Below are 24,156 nucleotides of genomic sequence, written 5' to 3'. Positions count from 1 at the left end.
GACAGCCCAGACTGAAAGCCGCACAGCCAGGGAGCGTTGTGCGGTTTAAGGTAGGCCTTGGCCGTTCAGCCGATTGCTGTCAGCTGTATAGCGAATACTCCGAGAGTAACGGTCACACTCGCAAGCAGTGTCGTCAGCGCGATAATGTTCGCTGCCATGCGATCGTTGCCGCCAAGCGCCTTCACCATCACGAAGCTGGCCGCTGCTGTTGGGCTGGCAAAAAACAGGAACATGAGCCCGAGTTCGCGCCCTTCAAAGCCTGCCAGCCAGGCTGCAAGAGTGCACAGTGCCGGCAAAGTCACCATCTTCCAGATGGATGATCCCACGGCCGGGCCGCTGTCACTGCGGATGGATTTCAGTGAGACCGTTGCGCCGATACAGAGCAGGGCGAGGGGCAGCGTTAGCGAAGCAAAGTAGTCGCCGCTGGTCATTACCCATCCGGGAAGCCTGATTTCAAGGGCTGCAAAAGGAATAGCCAGCACTACGCCGATGATCAGAGGGTTTCGGGCAATGTCTCGAAGGGTGTTGGTCAGGCTCATGGTTTTACCGGGCTGATACGCCAGCAACACGATCACCGATAATGAGTTGTAGACCACGATCACCAAAGCCAGGAGCAGCCCCCCGGCCGAGAGCCCGTAATCCCCATAGAGGTTGGCTGCCAACGCCAGTCCAACGATGCCACAATTGCCCCGAAACGCTCCCTGGACATAAACCCCGCGATCCTCTTGCCGGACCCGCTTTGTTGCCCAGAACCAGACAAGGGCAAAACTGGCCAGGGTCGCCAGGAAGTAAAAGATCAGCATGCTGATGCTGAGGGTGGTATCCAGGTCGGCTCTGATAATGCTCAGGAAAACCAGGGTGGGGAGTGTGGCCTTGAAAACCAGAGCAGAGGCGGTGGCGATGAAGCCCTGGTCAATCCAGCCAATGCGCCGAAGACCGATGCCGATAAAGACCATGGCAAAGACCGGCAGCGTGGTCTCCAGCGTGTACAGAAAGGTACCAAGAAGGCTGCTCAATGTGTGGTCCTGAAGTCAGTGAATTCCTGAGTAGCCGGCAGTTCCTGAGCCGCCACTTCATCGACCACCGCACGTTCCGGGCCTTCGTGACACCATTCATGCAGTGCCTTGAGCTGGAGTGGCTCGCCCTCTGCCACGATTTCGACCCGGCCGTCCGGTAAATTTCGTACCCAACCTGTGAGGCCCAGTTCCCGGGCTTTCTGTTCGGTGGATGCCCGGTAGTAAACGCCCTGTACTTTGCCGCTTACCAGCAAGTGCCAGCGATTGATGGTCATCGTGTTCCTCCTTGCGCTGATTGCAAGTAAAAAGGCCTCCGCAAGGGAGGCCTGTGACACCGAATTATAACGTCTGTCAGTCGAATGTTCTCGACCGCACGGTGTCTGGTTTAAGGAAAGGCTTGTCTCCGGTGTTGTCGTGGTCACCCAGTAACTTGCCATCGGATTCCCGAACCTGACCATACATGGAATGTTTGTGGAAGGTAGGCCCGAATTTTTCAGCGGTTTCCTTCACATCGCCCGTGTAGCGCGGATCTTGTGGTCGCTCCTGGCTGTCCATGTAGAAGGCGATATCCCAGGCTTCCTGATCGGTCAGGGAGTTGGGCTGCCCTAATGGCATGTTGTTCTTGATAAAGCCAGCTGCGGTATGCAGGCGCACAATACCAGCCCCCCAGTTGTTGGACATATCTCCCCAGGGGGCCGGGAATACTGTGTGGCCGTCGATACGCAGGCCTGTCCCATCTTCAGCGTGGCACACCGCGCAGTTTTCCTGATACAGCTTTTCACCGTTGGTGTAGCTCAGTTCAGCCGGCCGCTCGGGCGCCGGGAAACCGCGGCCGTAGATGGGCTGTTTGGGGTACATCTCCACACCTGTCGCCAACCACTGATGGTAGGCAGACAGTGCCAGCATATCGTCACTGCCGTACTCCAGCGGCTTGCCGTTCATGGAATAGGTGAAGCAGCCCGCAATCCGTTCCTCCAGATTGTTTACATGGCCGTTCTTGCCGCGATAGCCGGGCAGAGTCACGGCAGCCGGCCAGATAGGCGCGCTGAAAGGCATCCGGCCTTCGCCCAGATGGCAGCTGGAACAGTTCATGTTGTTGAACACGTTCTTGCCACGCAGTTGCTGGGTGTTGGTGAACAGGTCGTAGCCCCTGCGGATAACGTTTTTCAGTTCCGGATGGATGTCGGCTTCCTCCAGGTCTGCCATGGACGGCGGAATGTGCACCAGCTGGTTTTCGTTCGGGGCAGCAAAGCCCATGGCGGTGAGCTGATCGATGTAGGCCTGGGTTCTGTCGTCATTGGCCGCAGCGGTTACCGGAAGTATTACGCAGCCGGAGAGGGCGACGGTTAGCAGTGTGCGCATCATGATCTTTGTCCCTCAGTTGCTGGCGGTGTTCTGGTTGGCAAGCCAGACGGCGACCGCGTGAATGTCGGTATCGCTCATGCGGCGTGCAATGGAGCCCATAAGATCCTGGGGATCGTTCTTGCGGGTCCCTTCCTTCCAGGCTTTCAGTTGTGCCTCGATGTAACCCGCGTGCTGGCCTGCAATGCCGGGAAATACGTCGCCAGCACCCTGGTTCCCGGGGCCGTGGCAGCTTTTGCAGGAAACAACGTATTGGGACCAGTCGCCACGCTGAGCCAATTGTTCGCCCCTGGTCAGAAGTGCTTCATCGGCTTTTTGGCCGCCTTCACCAGCGGTGGGTTCAAGCTGGCTGTAGTAGGCCGCAACGTCGGCAATCTTTTGATCGTCCAGCATGTTGACGAAAGGCATCATGGTGGGGCTGGTCCGGGAGCCATCTTTGATGTCATGCAACTGTTTGGCCAAATAGGTGGCATTCAGCCCGGCCAGCCTGGGCCAGGATTCTCCACCTTCGATGTGTTTGCCGCTGCCATCGGCCTGGTGGCACGCTACGCAGAGGTTGGCGACCTCCTTGCCGTTTTCTGGGTCGCCAGATAACGCAGCAGATGCAATACCTGCCGTGGTGGCCAGCCCGATTGCGGCCAGTATCACTGGGAGTTTGCTCACGGTCGATTGTCTCTCTCTTGTTCTGAATAAGCACGCTATAGCACTGATGGTTATGTGCTTATAGCCGTAGTGTGGCCTCAATTCTTGCTTGACGAAGGTCAATAATGCAAGGGAACCCCTCCGAAAGGCGAAGATGGAGATGCACATTTCGGGATTTTCGTTTACTGTCCTATTCAAAGAATGGCATCAAAGAGCCATCCTGCAAACGAATGAACAGGGACAACTATGGCGACCGTCAATCCATCTCAGGAAGAGTTACAGAAGATTCTTGATGAAATCCCCAAAGATCAGCCTGTTGTGATGCTGAATCTGCTTCGGTTCAGGGACAAGGCTGCATACAAGGATGACAGCGAAGACTGTTCCGGAAGGGATGCTTACAAGCGTTATATGACAGAGGCTGCCCGCAGTGTCTCGGAAGTTGGTGCCGAGGTGATCTGGTCTGGCCGTTCCGTCGGTTCGCTGATTGCGCCGCCGGATGAATCCTGGGATCAGGTGCTGCTGGTCCGCTACCCCTCCATTAACGCGTTTCTGGCGATGATTGAAAGCCCGGAATACAAGGGCGTGGTGAAGCACCGCACGGCCGCGCTGGAAGATTCCCGGCTGGTGGCCAATGTTGAGGGCACCCCCTGATTTTCGGGTGCCTTACAGAATGCCTGATTGCTGAATGGCCATGTAGGCTGCAGTGCCGGCCGCGATAGAAAGCAGCGCGTTTCTGCGCCACAGGTGAACGGCAACCACCAGTAATGCGGGTATCAGCGCATCTGCGCCAGGTGCCTGTGCCTGCCAGTCCGCAGACCTCTGCAAAAATACTGTGGCCAGTAATGCCATCACGGCTGCGGGCAGGAAGCGCCCGATGTGTTTGACCAGAGGGTGTTCCGTGTGCTTTTCAAAGAACAGGAAAGGCACCACCCGGGTCGCAAATGTGGCCAGGGCGGAGATGGCAATAAACGCCGCCAGGTAGCTACTTTCACCCACGATTTGCGTCTCCTGCCATGGTGTCTGTTCGATACTTCCGGTAGTGCAGAAGAAGCACTGCAGTAACCAGTACAATGCCTGCTATCAGTTGATGGGTTGCCGGCACCAGCATCATGGCAAACGCAGCTGCCGCCGCCCCCGCCCACACCGGAAACGAATCCCCCAATGCTTTCAATTGTTCGATGGTGAGCACAATAAACAGCGCCACGAGTGCAAACTCAATGCCGGTACTGTTGAAGGCGACAGTCTTGCCGAGTACCGCACCCAAGGTGCATCCGACAATCCAGTAGCCCTGGTTCATGGCCGTGATCCGGAAGTCCACATGCTGTTCCTGTTCGCGATTGGCCGAACGGGGGCGGCTGGTGAGCAGGGAATAGGTTTCATCGGTCAAACCGAAAATCAGATACGCCTTACGCCAGCCGACGCCACGGAATTGCCCCAGCAGCGACAACCCATAGAAGAGATGTCGAGCGTTCAGTACGAACATGGCAACGGCCACCTCAACCAGTCCGGCGTTGGCAGCCAGCAGGCTGACCGCCAGAATCTGGCCGGCACCGGCGTAGATAACCAGGCCCATCAGGGGGGCAATCCACCAGGGATAATCCAGTTGCGTGGTAAACAGCACACCAAAGGCCATACCAAGGGGGATGTAGCCAAATAAAATCGGCAGAGTGAGTTTGAAAGCGTGGTGATTCATTAGCATCCGAACGGAAATAAAAGAGCGATGATAGTGATTTAGCAGTTATTTTTGAAGATCGCCAAACGTAGTATCGAAAAAATGACGCAAGCAAATACATAAAAGTGTCATAAAACGGGCATACCCTCCGACCGGGTACATCTGATCGGAGTTTTTATGCTGACCACTGTTCGCGCCAGAATCCTGGCGTTTGCGTTGCTGTCGGTGGCTGCTGTTGCCGGCCTCACGTTCATTGCCTGGATGATCATAGCGAAAGCCGAGCATACCTCGCAGGCACTGGTTGGAGAGAGTCTCGAGCAATCCTGGATGCTGGTTGATCTGGAGCAGGACCATCGACTGCTGCAGGATCTGGCTTACAAGATCAAGGCACAGCTTTTACTGTGGGACGAAATCGATCCTTTGTTCACCGAGTTGGAGCGCTCAATTCCCCGGCACTGGCAGAGGATTCAGGAGAATCCCGGGTTAGGCACCTGGTCACGGGACAATCGCGAGCAATATGACCGGGTCGTGGCGCTGATGGCGGACATGAAACAGGGAATAGGCCAGCGCAGCTACTATGAAGTGGGAAAAATCGTCGATTTTCAACTGTTCCAAGCGTTGGAGCCCATGCTGACGGCGATAACTGAGCGCCAGAGAGCCAGTCGCGATGGCGTTACTGCGAGCGCATCGGAACTGTTGCATTATCTGGCAGACCAGCAGAGGTTCCTGCTTGGTGGCGCCCTGGTCTTTCTTGCGTTGGTCGTGGCGATGACGCTCTGGCTACGGACTTCGGTGATCCTTCGCTTGCAGGCCATGGCCCGGGATGTGTCGGCCATGGAGCAGAACGCTGATCTAACCAAGATCCTCGCGGTAAAAGGTCGTGACGAGGTTGCCGGCGTGGCCGGAGCTATTGAACAACTGGTCCGGCGCTTTGAGGTGTTTGTTGAGGATGTTCGGTCAGCGGCTTCAGGCCTTGATGCACGCTCTGCCAGCCTGGATAACGGAGCGGAAGCACTGCAGCAAACCTCCGAAAGCACTCGTCGCCAGATTTCCGATGTGGCTCAGTCTATGGCTTCCATCGCGGATCAGGCGTCACAGATCGAACAGGCCACCGAGCACTCTGCAGCAACGGTGATGCATGCAGTCAATGCCAACAGCGAAGTCCGTGAGGGGCTGGCTAACAGTGAGAAAGGCGCTGACCACACGGTTGAGGTGATTGGACGGGTTTCTGAGTCGATCACCGCGTTGATAGACGCAACCGGAAAAATCGAGCAAGTCACCGGCGTGATCGCCGATATTGCCGAGCAGACCAACCTTCTGGCCCTGAATGCGGCGATTGAAGCAGCCAGGGCGGGCGAACACGGCCAGGGATTTGCCGTGGTGGCAGACGAGGTACGCACGCTTTCGCGTCGGACCTCGGAATCCACCGCCAATATTCGCCAGTGGGTGCAGGATCTTGTCGTGGGTGCAAAAAACGCAGACTCACTGTTGGAAGATATGGCGGGCGCTGGCGAAATGAATCGCGCTAATCTGCATGCCCTGAGAGCGCACCTGGAAGGTCTGGCGGCTCAGTTTCATGAGCTGCAGCGTCAGAGTGAGAGTGTGCAGGGTGCGGTTGCCTTGCAGCGGGGTGAAATCGCGAGAGTGGGGCGTCGTGCGGAGGCTCTCGGTGAGAGTGCTGAGACCCTGACTCTGAATGTGGAGGATACCCGCCTTGTCAGTGAAGCGCTTAGGCAGGAATCGGTGGGCATGAAGCAGCTCATTGCCCGTTTCCGCACCCGCTCTCCAGAAACGTGATGATGTGTCTTCATCTGCGGGGGTTCTTGTCTGGCTCATAAAACCGTAACATACAGCGACTGACTGGAGGTTCTATGAGTAACGATGCAGTGCAGCCTTCCGATCCGGACCCGCGAGAAGAAAAATTTGTAGTAGACACGGGTTTGCTTACGGCTGATCAGCTCGAGGGCCTGGCCGAGGAATACTGCACCCGTTATCACGGGTTGAATGACACCGAAAGTCCTCTGGCAGAGCGGGAGCGCGTACTTGAAGCTGTGCGTAGGGGAGAACTGGTGGTCTGGTTCGATCCGGTTGAGAACACCGCCGGCCTGGGCTCCCCTTCCGGCAATAGTCTGTGATCAAGGTGCCCATTTTGGCAGTTTTTTTCATGCCGCCTACCGGCTGACGCTGCTAACCGTTACAATCGGCCTGTTTCCTCATACCTGACGGCGAGGTGAGTTTTGATCAGGGTATTGGTTGTTGATGACCACGAGCTCGTACGCTCGGGTATCACTCGCATGCTGGCTGACAATCCCGATATAGACGTCATTGGCCAGGCTTCGTCTGGCGAAGAGGCGATTGACTGTGTGCGTGAAAACCGTCCGGATATTGTCCTGATGGATATTCGCATGCCCGGTATTGGCGGCCTGGAGGCGACCCGGCGCATTCTTCGTATTGATGATTCCATTCGCGTTATCGTGGTTACCGCCTGTGCAGACGACCCCTATCCGGCCCGAGTGATGCAGAGCGGCGCCACCGCGTATGTCACCAAAGGTGCTGATATTCAGGAAATGGTGCGGGCCATTCGTAAAGCCCATTCCGGCCAGCGCTACATCAGCCCCGAAATTGCCCAGAAAATGGCACTGAAACAGCTCGGGGGTGAGCGGGATGAAGACGGCGAGCTGTCGTTGTTCGAGCGCCTGTCTGAGCGCGAAATGCAGATTGCCATGATGGTGGTGGATTGCCAGAAGGTTCAGGATATCTCCGACAAACTGTGCCTGAGCCCGAAAACCGTAAACAGTTACCGTTACCGGATTTTCGAAAAGCTGGAGATTTCCAGTGATGTGGAGCTGGCGCTGATGGCAGTAAGGCTTGGATTGCTGGATGCCGACAAGGTCTGACCCCGAGCAATCTCCCGGGAAGTTCGACAGCCAGAATTTCCTGAAACAACTGACAGAACGCCCCGGTGTCTATCGCATGTATGACGATACCGGTGGCATCCTCTACGTGGGTAAAGCCCGCAACCTTCGTAAGCGCGTCAGCAGTTATTTCCGTAAATCAGGCCTGGCCCCTAAAACCGAAGCCCTGGTGGGCAAGATTGCGGCCATTGAAGTCACCATTACCGGCAGTGAAACAGAAGCATTGCTGCTGGAACAGAATCTGATCAAATCGCTGCGGCCGCCCTACAATATTCTGTTGAGGGACGACAAGTCCTATCCCTATATCTATCTCTCCTCGCATTCGGATTATCCCTCGCTGACCTTTCGGCGGGGCCGCACCAAAAAGGGTGGTGGCACCTGGTTCGGGCCCTTTCCAAGCTCGGGAGCGGTCAAGGAAAGTCTTAATATTCTACAAAAGGTTTTCCGCATAAGATCCTGTAGTGAAAGCTATTTTAGAAACAGAACCCGGCCATGCCTGCAGTACCAGATCAACCGCTGCACGGCGCCGTGCGTCGGCTTTATCAGCCCTGAGGAATACCAGGAGGATATCCGGCACGCCAGCATGTTTCTGGAGGGCAAGAACCCGGCGATTATTCAGGACCTGATGCAGTCCATGGAGGATGCATCACGGGCGCTGGAGTTTGAGAAAGCCGCGGCGTACAGAGATCAGATCAACAATCTTCGCCATGTTCAGGAACAGCAATCCGTAGACGGTGAGGGAGGGGATGCAGATGTCATCGCCATTGCCCAGGATGCCGGTGTGGTCTGCATCGTTGTGATTATTGTTCGTGGCGGGCGGGTGCTGGGCACCAAGGATTATTTTCCTCGCTATTCCCTGGAACAGACCGAAGGCGAATTGCTGGCCTCGTTTCTGGGCCAGTACTATTTCGGTGGCGACACCCGGCGGGAGATTCCGCGCGACATCCTGGTGCCGGTGGCGGTAGACGGGCAGGAATTGTTATCGCAGGCCCTGTCGGAAGCGGCGCGCCGGGAAACCCGCATCCGCGGCAATGTGCGGGGCGAGCGTCGGCGCTGGCTGGAGCTGGCGATGACCAACGCCCGGCAAACCCTGCTGACACACCTCGCCAGCAAAGAAACCGTGTATCGTCGATTGCTGGCCCTGCGCGACCTGCTGGAGCTGACGGAAACACCTTCCCGTATGGAATGCTTCGATATCAGCCACAGTCATGGGGAAAATACCGTCGCATCCTGTGTGGTTTTCGACGAGAATGGGCCACTGAAAAGCGATTACCGGTTGTATAACATCCAGGACATAACCGCCGGCGATGACTATGCCGCTATGCGACAGGTACTCACCCGGCGTTACCGGCGGATGGTGAACGGCGAGGGCAAGCGGCCAGATCTGGTGTTTATCGACGGTGGTAAGGGCCAGTTGAATATTGCTCGTGAAGTGTTTGAAGAGCTTGGAATTTCCGATATCCCTATGATTGGTGTCGCCAAGGGTGTGACCCGGCGCGCAGGGATGGAGCAGCTGATTGACGCCTTAACTGGGGCCGTATTCCGAGTACCGGCGGATTCTCCGGCGCTGCACCTGATACAGCATATTCGGGATGAATCCCATCGCTTTGCCATATCCGGACACCGGGCCGGGCGAGATAAAAAGCGGCGCCAGTCGACCCTGGAAGGTATCGAAGGGGTTGGGCCGAAGCGCCGGCGCGAACTGATTCGCTATTTCGGTGGCATCCAGGAACTCAGAAAAGCCAGTGTTGATGAAATGGCCAAAGTGCAGGGCATCAGCAAATCATTGGCAGAGACCATTTACGCAGCATTGCATGACCAATAGGAACACCATGAATTTACCGAACATACTGACCATGTCCCGTATCGTGATGATTCCGGTATTCGTGGTGATCTTTTACCTGCCCATGCAATGGAGTTACCTGGTCAGCGCCATCCTATTTGCTCTGGCAGGTCTGACGGACTGGCTGGACGGGTACCTGGCCCGCAAATTGAACCAGAGCACGCCGTTCGGCGCTTTCCTGGATCCGGTGGCCGACAAACTCATGGTGGCAGTGGCGCTGGCCGTCTTGATTGAAGAGTATTCGGCGGTACTACTGACTATTCCCGCCACCGTGATTATCGGTCGCGAGATTGTGATCTCGGCGTTGCGTGAATGGATGGCCGAAATGGGCAGCCGGGCCAGTGTTGCCGTGTCCTATATTGGTAAGATCAAGACCACCGCTCAGATGGCGGCCATTGTCGGATTGCTGGCGTTTCCGCCGGGTAATTTCTGGGCTTATGTGGCCATCGGTCTGCTATACATCGCAGCAGTGCTGACTCTGTGGTCCATGATTCTTTACCTTCGCGCCGCCTGGGCTGACCTGTTTCCGAAAGAGGCAGGTTAATTGGCTGGAGGTTCCTGGGCCACACACTGATGTGCCCAGGTGACGGTGGTCACGGATGAATGTGCACTGGCGTTACTGAAGGCTTTCATCAACTCCCCCAGCTCGGTGCTTTTTGCGTTCGCCCTGGCTTCATAACTCCTCACACACAAGCTCCGTCTGGTGCGATTATCCATGAGTTGCTGATGTTGCCTGATCACCACCCGGGTGCCGTTCTCACCGTTTTCAGCCTGAAATCCAGTCAGCTCGGAGACCAGGGTTAACTGCGACGTTGCGGGGCTGGTGTCGGTCATCACATTCGCGAACGCGCCGCTTGCCCGGAAGGTTTCCAACAGGTGATCGCGAACGACCACGGGAATACTCTCTCGCCATCGGGCGCCTGCCAGGGCCCGGTATTCGTATGCCGATGGTTTAATCAGAATACGAGCGCTGTCCAGCGGGTCAGAAGCCAGTGGCGTATCTACCCGAAGGCTGGCCGGCAGCGACTGGTCAAATGCTGGCAAGTCGCTCGCTGGTGCCAGCTCCATCAGGCGAGGGGACTCGGGCACCGGGAAGACCGTGCAGCCAGCCAGAACCAGGCCCAAGGCGAGAGCGGATAGCACTTTCATTGTTCGTACTCCTTGATGCCGGTGCCGCCCCACAAGGTTCCGGTGGGGTCCTGTTCCAGCCTGCGGGTAAATGAGTTCAGGTTGCGCAAGGTGCTACGCAGCTCCCGCAATGCAGGGGTTATTTCTCCCAGACCCTGAAGCCCGGCGTCCAGCGCCAGTTCGTTGTCGCCGGTGAGGGTGTCCAGTCGATCCAGGGTAGGTTGAAGGGTGGTCAGCGCCCTGGACATGGCCAGGAGAACCGGTTCCACCCGCTCATCCAGTACCTCTCGGGACCTGTCTGCTGCGGCAGACACCTTGATGGCAGCTTCTTCGGCACGGATGCCGGCGTCATCGAACCGGGTCATCAGCGCCTCAAGCTCGTCCCGGCTCGCCAGCATGGATTCACTGGCCTCGCGGGTGTTTTGAAGAATTTCGGCAATGTTGCTCAGGTTGTCTTCGGACATTAGTCGGTTGGCATTCTCCAGCAACTGCTCTGCTTTGCCGAGCATGGCCTCGCCGTTGGTCAGCAGGTTACTGAAGGCCGAAGGCTCGGCGGCTATCAGCGGTGGATTGTCTTTGTGGCCTTCCAGAATGGGGCTGTCTGGTGTGCCTCCGGTAAACTGTATGCTCATGCTGCCGGTTATGTTGGCCAGGACCAGGCCCGCGCGGGTATTCTCCCGTACCGGAATATCCTGGTTCACCCTCACCAGTACCCGCACATGGGCGGGGTTGTCCGGCGCCAGGGTAAGATCCAGCACGTCGCCCACCGGGACGCCGGTATAGAGGACCGGGTTACCCTTGGCCAGCCCGCCAACCGGGTGATCAAACCCGATCCGGTAATAGGCCCAGTTGGTGTCGGTAGATGATTTTCCAAGCCACAGGGCAAACAGCAAGGCAGCGCTGACTGCCGCAAGCGTGAAGAATCCGATAATAACGTGATGGGCCTTGGGCTCCATTAACCGGGCTCCTGTTTGGTTAGCCTGTTGTGGGCTGTAATCGCCGCGCGGCCACGGGGGCCATGGAAGTAGTCCTGAATCCAGCGATCGTCGGTTTGTGCCACCTTTTCCAGAGTATCGGCAACCAGCACCCTGCGTTGAGACAGAACCGCAACACGGTCACAGGTGGTGTACAGGGTATCCAGATCGTGGGTAACAAGAAACACCGTAAGGCCCAGTGCGTTGCGAAGGGTGACGATCAGCTCATCAAAGGCGGCAGCGCCGATCGGGTCCAGACCGGCGGTTGGTTCATCCAGAAACAGGATTTCCGGGTCCAGCGCCAGCGCCCGGGCCAGGGCCGCCCGCTTGACCATACCGCCGGAGAGTTCGGCCGGGTATTTCGTGGCGGCTTCTGGTGGCAGGCCGGTCAAGGCCAGTTTCATTCGGGCCAGTTCCTCCGCTTCGGCCCGCGACAGCCGGGCGTGTTCAATCAGCGGCAGCGCGATGTTCTGCTCAAGGTTCAGTGAGGTGAACAAGGCACCGCCCTGAAACAGAACCCCGAAACGTTGCTCATAGCGAGATCGTTCGGTGGCGGATAGTTCCGTCAAATCTTCACCAAAAACGGTGATATGCCCGCCGGACGGTGGATTCAGGCCAACTATACTGCGCAAAAGAACGGACTTGCCGGTGCCGGAACCTCCGACCACACCCAGAATCTCCCGGGGATACAGATCCAGATCGAGTCTCTCATGAACGATGTGGCTGCCGAACCGGTTGTCGAGTGCGCGTACCTGTATGACCGGATGATCCGCCATGCCTTACCAACCCATTTCCATGAAAAACAGCGCTGCCACGGAATCCAGCAGTATCACCATAAAGATAGACTGCACCACGCTGGAGGTGGTGTGTTCCCCGACAGACTGAGCACTGCCGGCCACTTTGAAGCCTTCCAGGCAACCAATGACGGCGATCAGAAATGCGAACACCGGCGCCTTGCCAAGGCCGACCAGGAAGTGCTTCAGGGCAATATCCCGTTCGACAATGGCAATGAACTGGCTGGGCGGAATGTCCAGAGCCACCGCGCAGACCACAGCCCCACCGACCATGCCCGAGATCATGCCGATAAACGTGAGAATGGGTAGGCTGAACATCATCGCCAAAACCCGGGGAACGACCAGCAGTTCCACCGGATTGAGCCCCAGGGTGCGAATAGCGTCGAGTTCTTCATTGACTTTCATAGCGCCAATCTGTGCGGTGAAGGCACTGGCGGTTCGGCCGGCCAGCAGGATGGCTGCCAGAAGTACGCCGAACTCCCGCAGGAACGAGAACGCCACCAGATCCACTGTGTAAATGGTCGCGCCAAAGTCTTCAAGAACTGTCGCGCCAAGAAACGCAACCACGGCGCCAACCAGAAAGGTAAGCAGGGCAACAATGGGCAGGGCGTTCAGGCCGGTGTCGTGTAGTGCCGCCACAAAGGGTGTTATACGCCAGCGAGTAGGCCGGGGCAGGATGTAGAACAGCGTGCCCAGCGTCTGGCCAATAAACCCGGCCAGCAACCAGACAAGTTGCCCCAGTGTGGTCACCTTCTTCCCGATCTCCGCCAGGAACGCCACGACCGGGTTAACGGTTGCGACCGCCGCCGACGGCTGGTTCATGGCTTCAGCAACCGCCTGTATCAGGGCACGCTGTTCATCCGGTAATTCAGCTCGTTGCAGAGCGCTGATCAGAGCGTCGCTGCCAAGCAATTTCACCATCAACGAGGCGCCGGCGGTGTCCAGGCGGCCCAGGCCGGAAAAATCCGGATTGCAGCCTGCTGCGCGAGGTTTCAGGGCAGTTGTTTGCCGATTCAGGGCGGAATAGTGGGACAGAGTCCAGTCGCCGGAAAACTTCAGCGTATGGCCACCGAAGTCGGCGTTACCGGGAGTGTGGGCGCCAAGTGGCTGAGATAGGCCTGGTTCATTTGCCACGGAGTCACGGAGTCCCTGTTTGAGTTCTCTGAAAGCTTAAAGATTCCAGTGGCTGTCTGCCAGTATTCTGCGTTCTTCTTCATCGTGACTGGCCAGTAGCATGGTGATGCCCCGGGCTTTCTCTTCTAGCAGCATGGCGTACAGAATCTTCCGGGTTTCGGTGTCCAGGCCCGTCATCGGCTCATCCAGCAAGAGCAATGGTTGGCGCCGCAGGATGGCTCGCAGCAAGGCAACGCGCTGGCGTTGGCCACCGGAAAGCTCGCCAGGCATTCTGGGACCGAAACCTGCTAACCCGGTGCGTTCCAGCCCGGTTTCAATGGCGTGGCGTTGAGATTCATCCAGCTTGAGACCGGGTTGAATGCCAAGGCCAATATTGGTAAAGACATCCAGGTGCTCGAACAGGTTGTGTTCCTGGAACACGCTCGTTACCGGGCGCTGCCAGGGTTTTAGCAAGTGGATCGGCTTGTCCTGCCAGAGAATCCGGCCGCTGGCTGGCGGGAGAAAACCTGCAACCAGACTGAGCAGGGTTGATTTGCCGGAACCGCTGGGGCCCTGGATGGCCAGACATTCACCAGCAGGCACGGAAAAATCGAATCGCCAGAGATGGCCGTCAGGGCCATACTCGAAGGCCAGATCTTTGATCTCAAGCATGTTCAGGCTCCGGCAGTGGTTGGCTCGCAGCGGAAGTTGTTCTGGACTTAATGCCGGGAACACGGGAGAGCGATACAAAAATCAGTATCAGTAGCCCCAACAGCCAGAGTCCGGTACCTGCGGCCTCCCCTAAGCGGTAACTACCCAGTTGCTGATATAGCAAAACGGGGAGAGTGGGTTTGCCGGGACTGCCGAACAGGGCGATAACACCGAAGTCACCCAGAGATAATGCCACACCATACGCCAGGGCCAGAGCAACTGGACGGCGCAGATACGGCCAATACAGCCATCGCCATCGATACCAGCCCAGGAGGCCCAGTTGGTCTGCCTGTTTGAGTGATCCGGAGTCCAGGCTTGCGAGAGGTCCGCGCAGTATCTGTAGCACAAACGGCACGGCCATCAGCCCGTTGATCAGTGCCACCAGGAACCAGCCCTGCATGGTGTTCCCCAATTGCGGCCTTAACAGAATAAAAAGCCCGGTCCCCAGTACCAGAGGCGGTACGATCAATGGGAGATAGCCAGTGACGGCCGGCACTATGGCCAGCCAGCGCAGACGAGCCCTGTTGGTTGCCGCCAGGGTTAGCAAGGCAACGACCACCGAACCGAGCCCGGCTGGAATGGCGATTAACAGGCTGCGAGCGGTGGCCGGCAATAGCTGTTGATAAATAGAAGTAGCATCCGCCGTTGGCCACAAGGCCGGTAAACCGCGCAGAATAATAGCCAGTAGTGGCGCGACCAGAAAGGCCGTGAAAATCGCCAGGAGCAGACTTGCTGAAAACCCTTGCCAGCGCCGTGCGAACAGAGGGACCTGACGCGATAGCCGTCGGTTTGGCAGTACCGCGGTGTCCAGGCGTTTCCGGAAAACCAGCCACCAGAGGCTGCCACAGATCAACAGCTGCAGAATGGCAAACAGTGCGGCACGGGCGAAATCGAATTCAAAGCGCAGGGCCTGGTAGATGGCGACTTCCAGGGTCGTTGTTCCTGGCCCTCCGCCCAGCGTCATGATGATGGCAAAACTGGTGAAGCACAGCGTGAACACCAGTGCCGCCACGCCGGGCAGTACCGGTTTGATGGCGGGCCAGTGTACCGCACGCCACAGCCACCAGCCGCCGAGCCCAAGCTGAGAAGCTGTTCTCATTCGTGGCGCGGGTATGGAATCCAGAGCCTGCAACAGGATTCGGGCCGCCAGTGGCGCATTGAAGAACACGTGGGCGAGCAGAATGCCGTTCAGCCCATAAAGATTCCAACCATTTCCAGGAAGCCAGATATTGAGCAGGCCGGTGAACCAGCCCTGCCGACCAAACACCGCTATGATGCCTGAGACTGCCACGATAGTGGGTAAAACCAGACTCAACTCCATCAGCCGCAGAATCAATGTGCGACCAGGGAAGCCTTTGTAGCGGGCGAGGGCGGTCGCCACCGGGAGCGCCAGCGCCAGGCTTAACAGGACAGATAAAAAGGCCTGCCAAAGGGTAAATCGGACCACGCTCTGGAAATAGGAGCTTGCTAGCGTGCGCCCCGGATCCAGCTCACCGGCCTCCTGTAGTATGCTCCCCAAGCCAAGTGCCACGAGCAGCAATAGCCCGGTGCCGAGTAACAGGCCGGGCCAGATTTGCCAGCCAGGATGGCTGAAGGGGGCGGCACTCGCGTGTGTTGGCATCACATCAGTCGGTCAGTGCATCAAGCCAGTCGTTCACCAACTGTCGGCGGATGGTGGCAACTTTCGCGGGGTTTATATACAGGGCTTCGGATGGTGTAATCAGCTTGTCGAAAACCTCTGGCAATTCATCCCCAAGATCAACGGCCGGATACATCACATTCTTCAGTGGAATATGACGCTGGAAGTTCGCGGTCAGCATGAAGTCCAGAAACTCTCTGGCAAGTGTCTTGTTATCGGAGCTTTCCACCAGGGCGGCGACTTCGACCTGCAGGTAATGTCCTTCATTGAAACGCGCCGCCTGATAACGGTCAGTTTTGTCGATAGCCATGTGATACGCAGGAGAGGTGCTGTAAGAGAGGATCATAGGCGCTTCGCCATTCATGAATAGCGAGAAATAACCGTCACTCCAGCTTTGGGTGGTTGCGAGAATCTTGTCGCTGAGCTGCTGCCACTTTGCGGGCGCTTCATCACCATAGACGGCATGCATCCAGAGCAACAGGCCGAGTCCCGGGGTGCTGGTGCGCGGGTCCTGAATAATGATCTTGAGATCCTCTGGCGCGTTGACCAGTTCTTCAAGGCTTGAGGGCGGCTCCGACAACTGCTCGGTATCGTAGACAAAGGCAAAATAGCCCCAGTCGTAGGGCACGAAAGTGTCGTCGTCCCAGTTAACAGGCAATGCCAGGCGTTCCAGTGATTGACCGTGGCGGCCCAGAAGGCCGGTTTGCCGAGCGGTCTCCATGGTGCCGGTATCCAGCCCCAGAACCACATCTGCCGGAGTGGAGCTTCCTTCCAGCCGGAGCCTTTGCAGAATGTCTCCGCCGCTGTCCAATACGGTGTAGTTCAGGGAGCACCCGCATTGGGCTTCAAACGCCTCTTTAACCGCGGGCCCCGGGCCCCATTCGGCGGCAAAGGAGGGATGGGTATACACATTCAGGGCGGTCGGTTCATCGGCGGCAACCATCAGCGGCAGCGACACGGCGAACAACGCGGGAATCAAGCGTGAAATCATACATTGGCACCTTGTTCAGTAGCGGGGGTGCCATGCCGCGAACACCACGAAAGGTGGTGACTCAATCCCTACGCCGGTATTAACCGGGTCAGGTTCCGCGGGTATGGTCTCAGCCCTTCCAGGCACCCCGTTGAGTTGAGTCAATGCTATCACGCCGGAGCCACACCCCGGAATTCGTATGTTTGATTACTGCTTGTTTATTTTTTGTACGGCGATGACGGGTGTCTCATTTTTTATTGATAGAATGGGGCATTTTTTGATCTGCGGATTTATGCAGCTTCTATCTGGTTGAGAGGTAAGTTTGATGCCAAAGCATCACAAACGACGAAAGATTTCTGCCCTGGTTGCAGGCGCGCTTTTTACCCTTGGGTTGTCGGCCGCAGGCCACGCCCAAACCGCGAACGATGATATGTTTGGACGTTTGGCCTCCGCGGCTCCCAAGCTCAGCCCGCAGGTTCTCGAAGCTGCACTCAAGGCAACCCGTTGTGCCATCAGCAATGGCACAGCCATGCCAGAGCGGCTGGCTGTGATCGACTTCTCTTTGCCGTCCTCGAAAGAAAGACTGTGGCTGTTCGATCTGAACGAAGGAGAATTAATCCTTCGTGACCTCGTGGCTCACGGTAAAAACTCCGGTAATGCTGAGGCAACCGCATTTTCCAATATCGAGGGCAGTCACCAGTCCAGTATCGGCCTGTTCAAAGCCGCCGAATCCTATCGGGGTTCCCATGGCTATTCGTTGCGCCTTGACGGACTGGAACCAGGGTTCAATGATCTTGCTCGTCAGCGGGCAATTGTTATCCATGGTGCAGACTACGTTCAGGACAGCTGGGTAACAAAGTACGGCAGAATCGGCCGTAGTCACGGCTGCCCGGCAGTAGACAATCAAATCATCAAAACCGTGGTAGACGAGCTCAAGGGCGGACAGCTGGTGTTTAAATACTATCCTGACCAGGAGTGGCTCCAGTCCTCCAGTTACCTGAACTGCGATTCCGGCGGGCAGCTGGCCCGTGCGCGAAATACCACAGCGGTGGCTGGAGATCGATCCTGAATCGTTGCTGGCTAAACTTTGTGCAGATTTTCAGTAAAAACAGAAAGTTGAAAAAAAGGTGTTGACGGCGAAGGCGGAATCCGTAGAATACGCAGCCGTTGACGAGGCAATGCTTCTGAAACATTAGAGCGGGAATAGCTCAGTTGGTAGAGCACAACCTTGCCAAGGTTGGGGTCGCGAGTTCGAATCTCGTTTCCCGCTCCAATTTCTCCAAGTCTCTCAATGCCTCCTGAGAGCAAAAGCCAGAATCCAGGCTTCCCCGGCGCGGTGGCAGAGTGGTTATGCAGCGGACTGCAACTCCGTGTACGCCGGTTCGATTCCGACCCGCGCCTCCATTTTTACCCCCTTATATCAAAGGCTTGTGATCTTGGGCAGTAGTCCTCGGCTGATACTGAAGGCTCATGTCTTCGGGCATATTCATGAGGGCTATGGTGAGTACCTGCAGGGCGAAACCCGTCTCATTAATGCCAGTACCTGCAACGAACGTTATATGCCTGAGAATACTCCGGTGGTGTTAAACCTATCCCTTCAAAGGGGCTGACCTCAAGGACGCCAGGCTAAGTTTGTTGCTCATTAACTGCGTGAAGCCAGGGGCTTCATAAATGCCTCTGCCGCTTTCGCCGGCATCGGTTTGGCGTAAAGAAAGCCCTGGGCGAAATCGCATCCGAGATCCCGTATCAGCTTTGCCTGTTGTTCCGTCTCTACACCTTCTACAAGTATGCTCAACCCAAGACTCTGGCCGACCGTAACCATGGCTTTCATGATGGCCATGTCGCTTTCGTTTTCCATGGCATAGTGAAGGAAGCTTCGATCGATCTTGATGCTGCATACTGGCAGCTTCCGAAGATAAACCAGGGAGGAGTATCCGGTGCCGAAGTCGTCAATGGATATATGGAGCCCGGCAGCCTTGAGGCGCTCCAGTTGCCTGGTTTGGTCTTCTTCGCTGCCAAACACCTCGTTTTCCGTGAGTTCTACCCCGAGTTGCTCAGGTTTCAAACCATAGTGTTCGATGGTTTCCAGGATCTGGTCAGCCAGGTGTGGATTGGTCAGTTGGCGACCGGACAGATTGACGTCAATGCGTACGCCCGCGAGCTCAGTTCCCTGCCAGGCTTTGAGCTGTTTGCATGCGGCATCGATCACCCAGTCACCGATACGGTTTATAAGTCCGGATTTTTCAGCGACCGGGATAAATGTCGCCGGAGAGACAAGGTTTGATGCCTTGTCGAAACACCGCAACAGCGCCTCGCATGAGGTGGTCCCGCCAGTTCTCAGATCTATCTGTGGCTGGTAGTAAAGTTCCAATCCGCCATTCGTCAGGGCTTGTCGGAGCAGGGCGGTAATCTGTTGGTATTTGACGAGCCGGTCGTTGATATCAGAGGTGTAGAAGCAGACCGTATTCTTTCCGATCTCCTTGGCGCGGTACATGGCCGCGTCTGCGTTGCCCATGAGTTCCGCTGCGGTGCCGCCATTGTGTGGGTACAGGCTGACGCCAAAACTTGCCGATACCTGATAGCAATCACCGTGAAGCTGCACCTTGCTTTCGAGTGCCTTGACCAGCCGTTGAAGTAATTCATGAATGCCTTCAGGGCCATGGAAATCGAACAGTAACAGAACGAATTCGTCTCCTCCGAAACGGCAGAGCAGATCGCTGTGTCGCAATTCCTGCTTTAAGGTGTCGGCAACCGATTTGAGGAGGGAGTCGCCCTGATAGTGGCCGAGGGTATCGTTAATCAGTTTGAAGTTGTCCAGATCCATGAAGATCACCGCAACTTCGCGATTGCAACGATCTGCCTCGGCCAGCCGGCTTTCAAGTTCAGACTCCATCAGGCGTCGGTTGGGTAACCCGGTAAGATCATCAAAACTGGCGCGGCGAACCAGTTCTGCCTTGGCTTGCGTTTGTTCTTCCAGGCTGATGTCGATACAGAACATTTCGCACTCGCCGGTATCCTGTTTGATCATGACATGACTGGAGTAAACGGGAACCAGGTGGCCATCCTTGTGTTTCAGTGCCAGTTCTTCTGCGGGAATGCTGATGTTGTGATCGAGCCAGTTGGTGTGGGCCTCAATGACGGCTTCGCGCATGGCTTCCGGAATAATCAGGTCCTCCAGCCGTTTTCCCTGAGCCTCATTTCTGGAGTACCCGTATAGTCTTGTGCTGGCTTCATTCCAGTAGATGACCCTCCGATTCCGGTCGTAGCCCTGAACGGCAACCATCGGAAGGCTCTCAATCAACTCATGGAACTTTTGTTCACTTTGCTCCGATTGTGACGATGACGACGATCTGTCCTTCTTCTTATCCATGACGGACGAGACTCCTCCCGGTTGGGTGAGAACGCATCTATGCGCTTTCCAGTCGTTCACAACAAGAATAGGAAGCCATTCCTCCGTTTGCGAGCCTGATGGGATATTCCTTGTTAGAATACGCCGGCATTTCCAACGTTTGGACGCTCAGTGAACACCACTTCCTTTGAATCCTTCGCCTGTCCGCTCGACGGCAATCCGCTACAGCGGGAAAACAAAGTCTGGCGCTGTCCGCAGGGCCATAGCTTCGATATTGCCCGCCAGGGCTACGTAAATTTGCTGCCAGTTCAGAAAAAGCGCTCGAAAGAACCTGGTGACAGCAAAGCCATGGTGGCCGCGCGCCAGCGCTTTCTGGAGGCGGGATACTATCGCCCGATTGCGGATGCCGTGTCGGCTGCAATCCTGAACGGCGCTGCGACGGGCAGCGAGCTCAGTTGTCTGGATGCCGGCTGTGGTGAGGGCTATTATCTGCGCCAACTAGCGTCCCAGGAGGACGAAATCTCACTATCGTTGCTCGGACTGGACATTTCCAAGTGGGCGGTGCTGGCGGCGGCGCGCATGGAAAAACGCGCAGGTTGGGTGGTTGGCAGCAATGCCAATCTGCCGGTGTTACCAGCTTCAGTCGACCGTGTGCTTTGCCTTTTCGGGTTCCCGGTGTATCCGGAGTTCGCGCGGGTTTTACGGCCAGGCGGGCGACTGGTACAGGTAGACGCCGGCCAGGATCATCTGAGGGAGTTGCGGGAGATTGTCTATCCGGAAGTTCGCGCAGACTCTCGTAAAGTGGCTCTGGTGCCAGAAGGATTTCGGCGAATCGGCACCCAGGATTTACGCTTCACAGTGCATCTCGAAGGCGCTGAGCCTATTGCCGATTTATTGGCAATGACCCCGCACCTCTACCGGGCGAGTGCGGAAGGCAGGGCACGGGCTGCGGCGCTGAAAGCGTTATCGGTAACCGTGGATGTCTGCCTGCAAACGTTTGAGCGTTATAATCCTGCCGGCTGATCAGCGCTTTCCATCCCCCAGCGGGTGCCTCTCGCCTTGAGCCGGTAAAATTCCTCGATGATGCCGGCCATGGCCTCAGGGCAGTACTCCCGAAGGCCGCCCAGTACCAGCCGCTTGGCAACCTCGCCAACGGTTTTGCCGGAAGACTGCAGGTTGTATTCAAGCGTTACGTTGCCGCGTTTACCCGCAACTTCCAGATCTGCGTTGTTCAGTTCGAGGTCTGGGTGAGGGTTCTCCAGCTGTGTGAGAGCCAGGCTCATGCTCTCATACATCACCATTGGCCGGTCGGGATTGAACATCACCCCGTGTGATTCCATCAAGGGCTTGAGCGTGTGCGGAAAGTTTTTCCCGGACGCCGCAACATAGCACCGACTGAACTCTTCAATCACTTTTTCATCCCGGGTTACCGCGCCTTTACGGGTAACTTCCAGGTAGACCTTACCGGCTTCGTCGACAACGTTGATGGCTTCGCCATTTTCGCTTTCGCGGAACTCAAGCGGAACCTCGGCACCAAGCAGGTTACGGAACTTGAAGGTCATATTTTCTGAGAGCCCGAAACGGGACACCACAATGGTGAACAGCAGGTCGCCGGGCACGCAAAAACGACGGGCGTCCGGATCGTGGATCGGATTGAAGTCCCCGGCGATCTCTTTGGCAAAGTAGCTGGCCTGGGGTGCGGAAATCACAATACGTCCGTCCTGGACGGAATAGAACTGTTCAGAAAACATGGTGGGCCTTTTCTGGTTTGCTGAGCCTCGAGGGCCTGGGGAGTGAATTCACCCGAGCAGGCATTATAGGCCTTAGCGTGGCTCAAGGTGAGCCCGACCATGGTACTAATAAGGACGAATACGGACGAACAGGGAAATTCAGGCAACAAAAAAGGCAGCCGAAGCTGCCTTTTTGATCGTACTGGGCTGTTAATTACAGACCAACTACGTTTTCCGCCTGAGGACCTTTCTGGCCCTGAGTCACGGTGAATTCAACCTGCTGGCCTTCTGCCAGAGTCTTGAAGCCGCCGCCCTGAATGGCGCTGTAGTGAACGAAAACGTCCGGGCCGCCTTCACGAGTGATAAAGCCGAAGCCTTTGGATTCGTTGAAGAACTTAACAGTACCGGTAACAGTAGACATATTTTACTATCCTGAATTCAATCATTTAATGTGCTGCCTGGTCTCGTTGTGAGGGCAGGTCAGCGGTGTGCGGAAACATAAAAACTGGCGTGATCAAAAACAGGACGAACACTACTTATAACAACAGGGATGCGTCTTATTGATGAATGCTTTGCTAAATCTTTCCAACGACCGCCACTGTACTCCTGTCTGGATGGTTTGCATAGCTATTTTTTCTAGGCAGATACCCTGATCACCGGAAACCGCTCAAACCAACTCGCTCGAATCCTGCAGTTTGCGCGTTAACCGGGACATCAACTCACCACCGTGCCGCCAGAAGTGCCAGTAAAGAGGAACTTCCAGGCCGCTGCCGGGGGCGATACTAACCAGTCGATTTGCCTCGATATGCTCCCGGGCCTGAATTTCCGGAATCATTCCATAACCCATGCCGGTCAGCGCAAGCTTTACGAAGCCCTCGGATGAAGGGCACAGGTGGTGCGGAAATTTGCCCTGATAGCCCACCCGGGCCAGGAACCGATGCTGGAGTTGATCGTTGGGCCCAAACACAATGGCGGGCGCGGATTGCAGGCTCCCGTTGTTCAGCCCGTCTGGAAAATAGCGGCGGGTATACTCCGGTGTGGCCAATGGCAGATACGTCATCACTCCCAGCGGTATGCACCGGGCGCCGGCAACCGGCTGAGGGCTGCTGCAAAGGCAGGCGGCTACGTCGCCCTCGCGCATGCGCCGCAGTCCTACGTCCTGGTCTTCTACCACCATGTCCAGAAGTATTCCTTCTTCGGTACAGAAGTCGCCGACGGCAGAGGCCCACCAGGTTGCGAGGCTGTCCGCATTGAGCGCGACGCGAAATCGAGTGGCTGGTTCGGCCAGAGAGGGAATGGAACTGGTCAGGTCGCGTTCCAGCAGGCGCACCTGATGAACATGATTGAGCAATCTCTGGCCTGCGGGCGTTGCTCTTGGGTTCTGGCTACGCACCAGCACAGGTTGGCCAAGCCTGACTTCAAGCGTACGAATTCGCTGAGAAATGGCGGACTGGCTGATGCCCAGCATGTCGCCGGCTTTATCAAAACCACCGGCGTCGACCACGGCGGCAAGGGCTTCCAGCAATTTGTAGTCAAGCATAAGAAAAACTTATCAGGCATTAACAGGATGAATTTCAAGTATAGCGGTAACGGGGTAGGCTTTCGCCATTAATCATAAGGAGTGCAGTGGTGTTTGAGAGTTATCTGACAGGCCTGGTTGTGTGTGGTGGAATTATCGTGGCTATTGGTGCCCAGAATGCCTACGTTCTCAGCCAGGCGATTCGTCGTGAACACCATTGGTGGTCAGCAGGTTTGTGTATGACCTCGGATATCCTGCTGTTCACCCTGGGCATGTTTGGCGTGAGTGCGGCACTGATGGCCATGCCCGAGGCGCTGGATGTGCTCAGATGGCTGGGCGTTGGGTTTCTTGGTTTGCTGGCAGGACAGGCGTTCTATCGGGTTCTCAAGGGGAGAGCGTCGCTGGCGGCAGGGGAAGCTCGGCGCAGCACCGTCAAAGGCGTGATCCTGACAACCTTGGCGGTCACCTTGCTGAACCCCCAGGTTTACCTGGATACGTTACTGTTAATTCCAGCAGTGGGGGCCCAGCAATCGGATCCGGCCACGTTTGTGGCGGGTGCCAGTAGCGCGTCGGTGCTTTGGTTCGGCGCGCTGGCCTGGGCCGGTTCCCGGCTGGCGCCCTGGTTGGCCAGGCCTGCGGCGTGGCGTGTGATTGACGGTGTTATCGGCCTGATGATGGCTGCGATTGCTATCCAGCTCGCTTCAGGAGGGCTGTAACCCTATAGCCTCTTTGCGCCTGACATCGTTCGTGTAAAGGTTTCGCAAAACCCTGATCCCCGG

26 protein-coding genes, 2 tRNA genes and 1 riboswitch are annotated in these 24,156 nt (G+C 56.6%); of the genes, 11 read left to right on the top strand and 17 right to left on the bottom strand.

Features of this window, described 5'->3' with window-relative positions; all coding sequences use genetic code 11:
- Positions 1-65: 65 nt before the first annotated feature.
- The 4 genes from MARHY_RS09880 to MARHY_RS09865 all read right to left on the bottom strand — a co-directional run bounded on the left by MARHY_RS09880 (position 66) and on the right by MARHY_RS09865 (position 3,041).
- The gene (locus tag MARHY_RS09880) at positions 66-1,016 is read right to left on the bottom strand and encodes an AEC family transporter (RefSeq protein ID WP_014421683.1); all 951 of its coding nucleotides are present in this window, start codon (positions 1,014-1,016) and stop codon (positions 66-68) included.
- Positions 1,013-1,291 (bottom strand): acylphosphatase, encoded by a 279-nt coding sequence (locus tag MARHY_RS09875; protein ID WP_011784691.1) that lies wholly within the window; start codon positions 1,289-1,291, stop codon positions 1,013-1,015. Before MARHY_RS09875 ends, MARHY_RS09880 begins: the two co-directional genes overlap by 4 nt.
- 76 nt (positions 1,292-1,367) lie before the next feature.
- On the bottom strand, positions 1,368-2,381 hold the full coding sequence (locus MARHY_RS09870) for a c-type cytochrome (protein WP_014421682.1): 1,014 nt from the start codon (positions 2,379-2,381) through the stop codon (positions 1,368-1,370).
- Between the two features lie 12 nt (positions 2,382-2,393).
- Positions 2,394-3,041, bottom strand: a complete 648-nt coding sequence (locus MARHY_RS09865) for a c-type cytochrome (protein ID WP_014421680.1) — start codon at positions 3,039-3,041, stop codon at positions 2,394-2,396.
- A gap of 225 nt (positions 3,042-3,266) precedes the next feature.
- Between MARHY_RS09865 and MARHY_RS09860 the strand changes: the two genes are divergently transcribed.
- Positions 3,267-3,671, top strand: coding sequence for a DUF1330 domain-containing protein (locus MARHY_RS09860; RefSeq protein ID WP_011784694.1), 405 nt, complete (start codon positions 3,267-3,269; stop codon positions 3,669-3,671).
- A gap of 12 nt (positions 3,672-3,683) precedes the next feature.
- Here the strand turns inward: MARHY_RS09860 and MARHY_RS09855 are convergent, their stop codons facing one another.
- Together MARHY_RS09855 and MARHY_RS09850 are read right to left on the bottom strand one after the other, a co-directional pair.
- Complete coding sequence (locus tag MARHY_RS09855) at positions 3,684-4,016, bottom strand: branched-chain amino acid transporter permease (RefSeq protein ID WP_014421679.1); 333 nt, start codon at positions 4,014-4,016, stop codon at positions 3,684-3,686.
- On the bottom strand, positions 4,009-4,713 hold the full coding sequence (locus MARHY_RS09850) for an AzlC family ABC transporter permease (protein WP_014421678.1): 705 nt from the start codon (positions 4,711-4,713) through the stop codon (positions 4,009-4,011). The genes MARHY_RS09855 and MARHY_RS09850 overlap by 8 nt, the downstream gene beginning before the upstream one ends.
- 156 nt (positions 4,714-4,869) lie before the next feature.
- Here MARHY_RS09850 and MARHY_RS09845 point away from each other — a divergent pair, with 156 nt between their 5' ends.
- From MARHY_RS09845 to pgsA, 5 genes are all read left to right on the top strand, one after another.
- Positions 4,870-6,489, top strand: coding sequence for a methyl-accepting chemotaxis protein (locus MARHY_RS09845; protein WP_014421677.1), 1,620 nt, complete (start codon positions 4,870-4,872; stop codon positions 6,487-6,489).
- 74 nt (positions 6,490-6,563) lie between these two features.
- Complete coding sequence (locus tag MARHY_RS09840; RefSeq protein WP_014421676.1) at positions 6,564-6,827, top strand: YheU family protein; 264 nt, start codon at positions 6,564-6,566, stop codon at positions 6,825-6,827.
- Between the two features lie 102 nt (positions 6,828-6,929).
- Complete coding sequence (gene uvrY / locus MARHY_RS09835; protein WP_011784699.1) at positions 6,930-7,589, top strand: UvrY/SirA/GacA family response regulator transcription factor; 660 nt, start codon at positions 6,930-6,932, stop codon at positions 7,587-7,589.
- Positions 7,573-9,432, top strand: a complete 1,860-nt coding sequence (gene uvrC, locus MARHY_RS09830) for an excinuclease ABC subunit UvrC (RefSeq protein ID WP_041654755.1) — start codon at positions 7,573-7,575, stop codon at positions 9,430-9,432. The genes uvrY and uvrC overlap by 17 nt, the downstream gene beginning before the upstream one ends.
- A 7-nt stretch (positions 9,433-9,439) precedes the next feature.
- Positions 9,440-9,994 (top strand): CDP-diacylglycerol--glycerol-3-phosphate 3-phosphatidyltransferase, encoded by a 555-nt coding sequence (pgsA, locus tag MARHY_RS09825; RefSeq protein ID WP_041654754.1) that lies wholly within the window; start codon positions 9,440-9,442, stop codon positions 9,992-9,994.
- Here pgsA and MARHY_RS09820 read toward each other — a convergent pair.
- Genes MARHY_RS09820 through thiB form a run of 7 tightly spaced genes read right to left on the bottom strand, consistent with a single transcriptional unit; the run spans position 9,991 to position 16,800 of the window.
- Entirely contained in the window at positions 9,991-10,599 is a 609-nt protein-coding gene (locus tag MARHY_RS09820) for an ABC-type transport auxiliary lipoprotein family protein (protein WP_014421672.1), read from the bottom strand. The genes pgsA and MARHY_RS09820 overlap by 4 nt on opposite strands.
- A complete protein-coding gene (locus MARHY_RS09815) occupies positions 10,596-11,534 on the bottom strand; it encodes an MlaD family protein (RefSeq protein ID WP_014421671.1) in 939 nt (312 codons plus the stop codon). The genes MARHY_RS09820 and MARHY_RS09815 overlap by 4 nt, the downstream gene beginning before the upstream one ends.
- On the bottom strand, positions 11,534-12,328 hold the full coding sequence (locus MARHY_RS09810) for an ABC transporter ATP-binding protein (protein WP_014421670.1): 795 nt from the start codon (positions 12,326-12,328) through the stop codon (positions 11,534-11,536). Before MARHY_RS09810 ends, MARHY_RS09815 begins: the two co-directional genes overlap by 1 nt.
- Positions 12,329-12,331: 3 nt before the next feature.
- A complete protein-coding gene (locus MARHY_RS09805) occupies positions 12,332-13,480 on the bottom strand; it encodes an ABC transporter permease (RefSeq protein ID WP_014421669.1) in 1,149 nt (382 codons plus the stop codon).
- A 36-nt stretch (positions 13,481-13,516) separates the two neighbouring features.
- Positions 13,517-14,131, bottom strand: coding sequence for a thiamine ABC transporter ATP-binding protein (locus tag MARHY_RS09800; RefSeq protein WP_041654750.1), 615 nt, complete (start codon positions 14,129-14,131; stop codon positions 13,517-13,519).
- Positions 14,124-15,791, bottom strand: coding sequence for an ABC transporter permease subunit (locus MARHY_RS09795; RefSeq protein ID WP_014421667.1), 1,668 nt, complete (start codon positions 15,789-15,791; stop codon positions 14,124-14,126). Before MARHY_RS09795 ends, MARHY_RS09800 begins: the two co-directional genes overlap by 8 nt.
- Positions 15,792-15,795: 4 nt before the next feature.
- A complete protein-coding gene (gene thiB / locus MARHY_RS09790) occupies positions 15,796-16,800 on the bottom strand; it encodes a thiamine ABC transporter substrate binding subunit (protein ID WP_014421666.1) in 1,005 nt (334 codons plus the stop codon).
- Positions 16,801-16,848: 48 nt separating this feature from the next.
- Positions 16,849-16,940, bottom strand: a riboswitch (TPP riboswitch).
- A 164-nt stretch (positions 16,941-17,104) separates the two neighbouring features.
- Here thiB and MARHY_RS09785 point away from each other — a divergent pair.
- The 3 genes from MARHY_RS09785 (at position 17,105) to MARHY_RS09775 (ending at position 18,183) form a co-directional block, all read left to right on the top strand.
- A complete protein-coding gene (locus MARHY_RS09785; RefSeq protein ID WP_014421665.1) occupies positions 17,105-17,848 on the top strand; it encodes a murein L,D-transpeptidase catalytic domain family protein in 744 nt (247 codons plus the stop codon).
- A gap of 128 nt (positions 17,849-17,976) precedes the next feature.
- Positions 17,977-18,052, top strand: a tRNA-Gly gene (locus MARHY_RS09780).
- A 57-nt stretch (positions 18,053-18,109) separates the two neighbouring features.
- Positions 18,110-18,183 (top strand) — tRNA-Cys (locus tag MARHY_RS09775).
- A 238-nt stretch (positions 18,184-18,421) separates the two neighbouring features.
- Here MARHY_RS09775 and MARHY_RS09770 read toward each other — a convergent pair.
- Positions 18,422-20,149 carry a putative bifunctional diguanylate cyclase/phosphodiesterase gene (locus MARHY_RS09770; RefSeq protein WP_014421664.1) on the bottom strand — a complete coding sequence of 576 codons (1,728 nt, stop codon included), beginning with the start codon at positions 20,147-20,149 and terminating at the stop codon, positions 18,422-18,424.
- A gap of 150 nt (positions 20,150-20,299) precedes the next feature.
- Between MARHY_RS09770 and MARHY_RS09765 the strand changes: the two genes are divergently transcribed.
- Positions 20,300-21,151: a putative RNA methyltransferase gene (locus tag MARHY_RS09765; RefSeq protein WP_014421663.1), complete on the top strand. Its 852-nt coding sequence runs from the start codon at positions 20,300-20,302 to the stop codon at positions 21,149-21,151.
- On the opposite strand, the gene MARHY_RS09760 is transcribed toward MARHY_RS09765, so the two are convergent.
- From MARHY_RS09760 to MARHY_RS09750, 3 genes are all read right to left on the bottom strand, one after another.
- Positions 21,133-21,879 carry a DUF3581 family protein gene (locus MARHY_RS09760; protein ID WP_014421662.1) on the bottom strand — a complete coding sequence of 249 codons (747 nt, stop codon included), beginning with the start codon at positions 21,877-21,879 and terminating at the stop codon, positions 21,133-21,135. The genes MARHY_RS09765 and MARHY_RS09760 overlap by 19 nt on opposite strands.
- 193 nt (positions 21,880-22,072) lie before the next feature.
- Complete coding sequence (locus tag MARHY_RS09755) at positions 22,073-22,279, bottom strand: cold-shock protein (RefSeq protein WP_011784828.1); 207 nt, start codon at positions 22,277-22,279, stop codon at positions 22,073-22,075.
- 246 nt (positions 22,280-22,525) lie between these two features.
- The gene (locus MARHY_RS09750) at positions 22,526-23,398 is read right to left on the bottom strand and encodes a LysR family transcriptional regulator ArgP (protein WP_014421661.1); all 873 of its coding nucleotides are present in this window, start codon (positions 23,396-23,398) and stop codon (positions 22,526-22,528) included.
- 89 nt (positions 23,399-23,487) lie between these two features.
- Between MARHY_RS09750 and MARHY_RS09745 the strand changes: the two genes are divergently transcribed.
- A complete protein-coding gene (locus MARHY_RS09745; protein WP_014421660.1) occupies positions 23,488-24,093 on the top strand; it encodes a LysE/ArgO family amino acid transporter in 606 nt (201 codons plus the stop codon).
- Positions 24,094-24,156 lie beyond the last annotated feature (63 nt).

The organism is Marinobacter nauticus ATCC 49840 (assembly GCF_000284615.1).
GTDB classification, from domain to species: domain Bacteria; phylum Pseudomonadota; class Gammaproteobacteria; order Pseudomonadales; family Oleiphilaceae; genus Marinobacter; species Marinobacter nauticus.
Note: the sequence above shows the minus strand (reverse complement) of the source record. Positions and strands in the feature narration are given on the sequence as shown.

Excerpts from the sequence above, each read along its gene's own strand:
- MARHY_RS09875 (WP_011784691.1), bottom strand. The coding sequence starts at position 1,291 with ATGACCATCAATCGCTGGCACTTGCTGGTAAGCGGCAAAGTACAGGGC.
- MARHY_RS09870 (WP_014421682.1), bottom strand. The coding sequence starts at position 2,381 with ATGATGCGCACACTGCTAACCGTCGCCCTCTCCGGCTGCGTAATACTT.
- MARHY_RS09860 (WP_011784694.1), top strand. The coding sequence starts at position 3,267 with ATGGCGACCGTCAATCCATCTCAGGAAGAGTTACAGAAGATTCTTGAT.
- MARHY_RS09850 (WP_014421678.1), bottom strand. The coding sequence starts at position 4,713 with ATGAATCACCACGCTTTCAAACTCACTCTGCCGATTTTATTTGGCTAC.
- MARHY_RS09845 (WP_014421677.1), top strand. The coding sequence starts at position 4,870 with ATGCTGACCACTGTTCGCGCCAGAATCCTGGCGTTTGCGTTGCTGTCG.
- MARHY_RS09840 (WP_014421676.1), top strand. The coding sequence starts at position 6,564 with ATGAGTAACGATGCAGTGCAGCCTTCCGATCCGGACCCGCGAGAAGAA.
- uvrC (WP_041654755.1), top strand. The coding sequence starts at position 7,573 with ATGCCGACAAGGTCTGACCCCGAGCAATCTCCCGGGAAGTTCGACAGC.
- pgsA (WP_041654754.1), top strand. The coding sequence starts at position 9,440 with ATGAATTTACCGAACATACTGACCATGTCCCGTATCGTGATGATTCCG.
- MARHY_RS09820 (WP_014421672.1), bottom strand. The coding sequence starts at position 10,599 with ATGAAAGTGCTATCCGCTCTCGCCTTGGGCCTGGTTCTGGCTGGCTGC.
- MARHY_RS09815 (WP_014421671.1), bottom strand. The coding sequence starts at position 11,534 with ATGGAGCCCAAGGCCCATCACGTTATTATCGGATTCTTCACGCTTGCG.
- MARHY_RS09810 (WP_014421670.1), bottom strand. The coding sequence starts at position 12,328 with ATGGCGGATCATCCGGTCATACAGGTACGCGCACTCGACAACCGGTTC.
- MARHY_RS09800 (WP_041654750.1), bottom strand. The coding sequence starts at position 14,131 with ATGCTTGAGATCAAAGATCTGGCCTTCGAGTATGGCCCTGACGGCCAT.
- MARHY_RS09795 (WP_014421667.1), bottom strand. The coding sequence starts at position 15,791 with ATGCCAACACACGCGAGTGCCGCCCCCTTCAGCCATCCTGGCTGGCAA.
- thiB (WP_014421666.1), bottom strand. The coding sequence starts at position 16,800 with ATGATTTCACGCTTGATTCCCGCGTTGTTCGCCGTGTCGCTGCCGCTG.
- MARHY_RS09785 (WP_014421665.1), top strand. The coding sequence starts at position 17,105 with ATGCCAAAGCATCACAAACGACGAAAGATTTCTGCCCTGGTTGCAGGC.
- MARHY_RS09770 (WP_014421664.1), bottom strand. The coding sequence starts at position 20,149 with ATGGATAAGAAGAAGGACAGATCGTCGTCATCGTCACAATCGGAGCAA.
- MARHY_RS09760 (WP_014421662.1), bottom strand. The coding sequence starts at position 21,879 with ATGTTTTCTGAACAGTTCTATTCCGTCCAGGACGGACGTATTGTGATT.
- MARHY_RS09755 (WP_011784828.1), bottom strand. The coding sequence starts at position 22,279 with ATGTCTACTGTTACCGGTACTGTTAAGTTCTTCAACGAATCCAAAGGC.
- MARHY_RS09750 (WP_014421661.1), bottom strand. The coding sequence starts at position 23,398 with ATGCTTGACTACAAATTGCTGGAAGCCCTTGCCGCCGTGGTCGACGCC.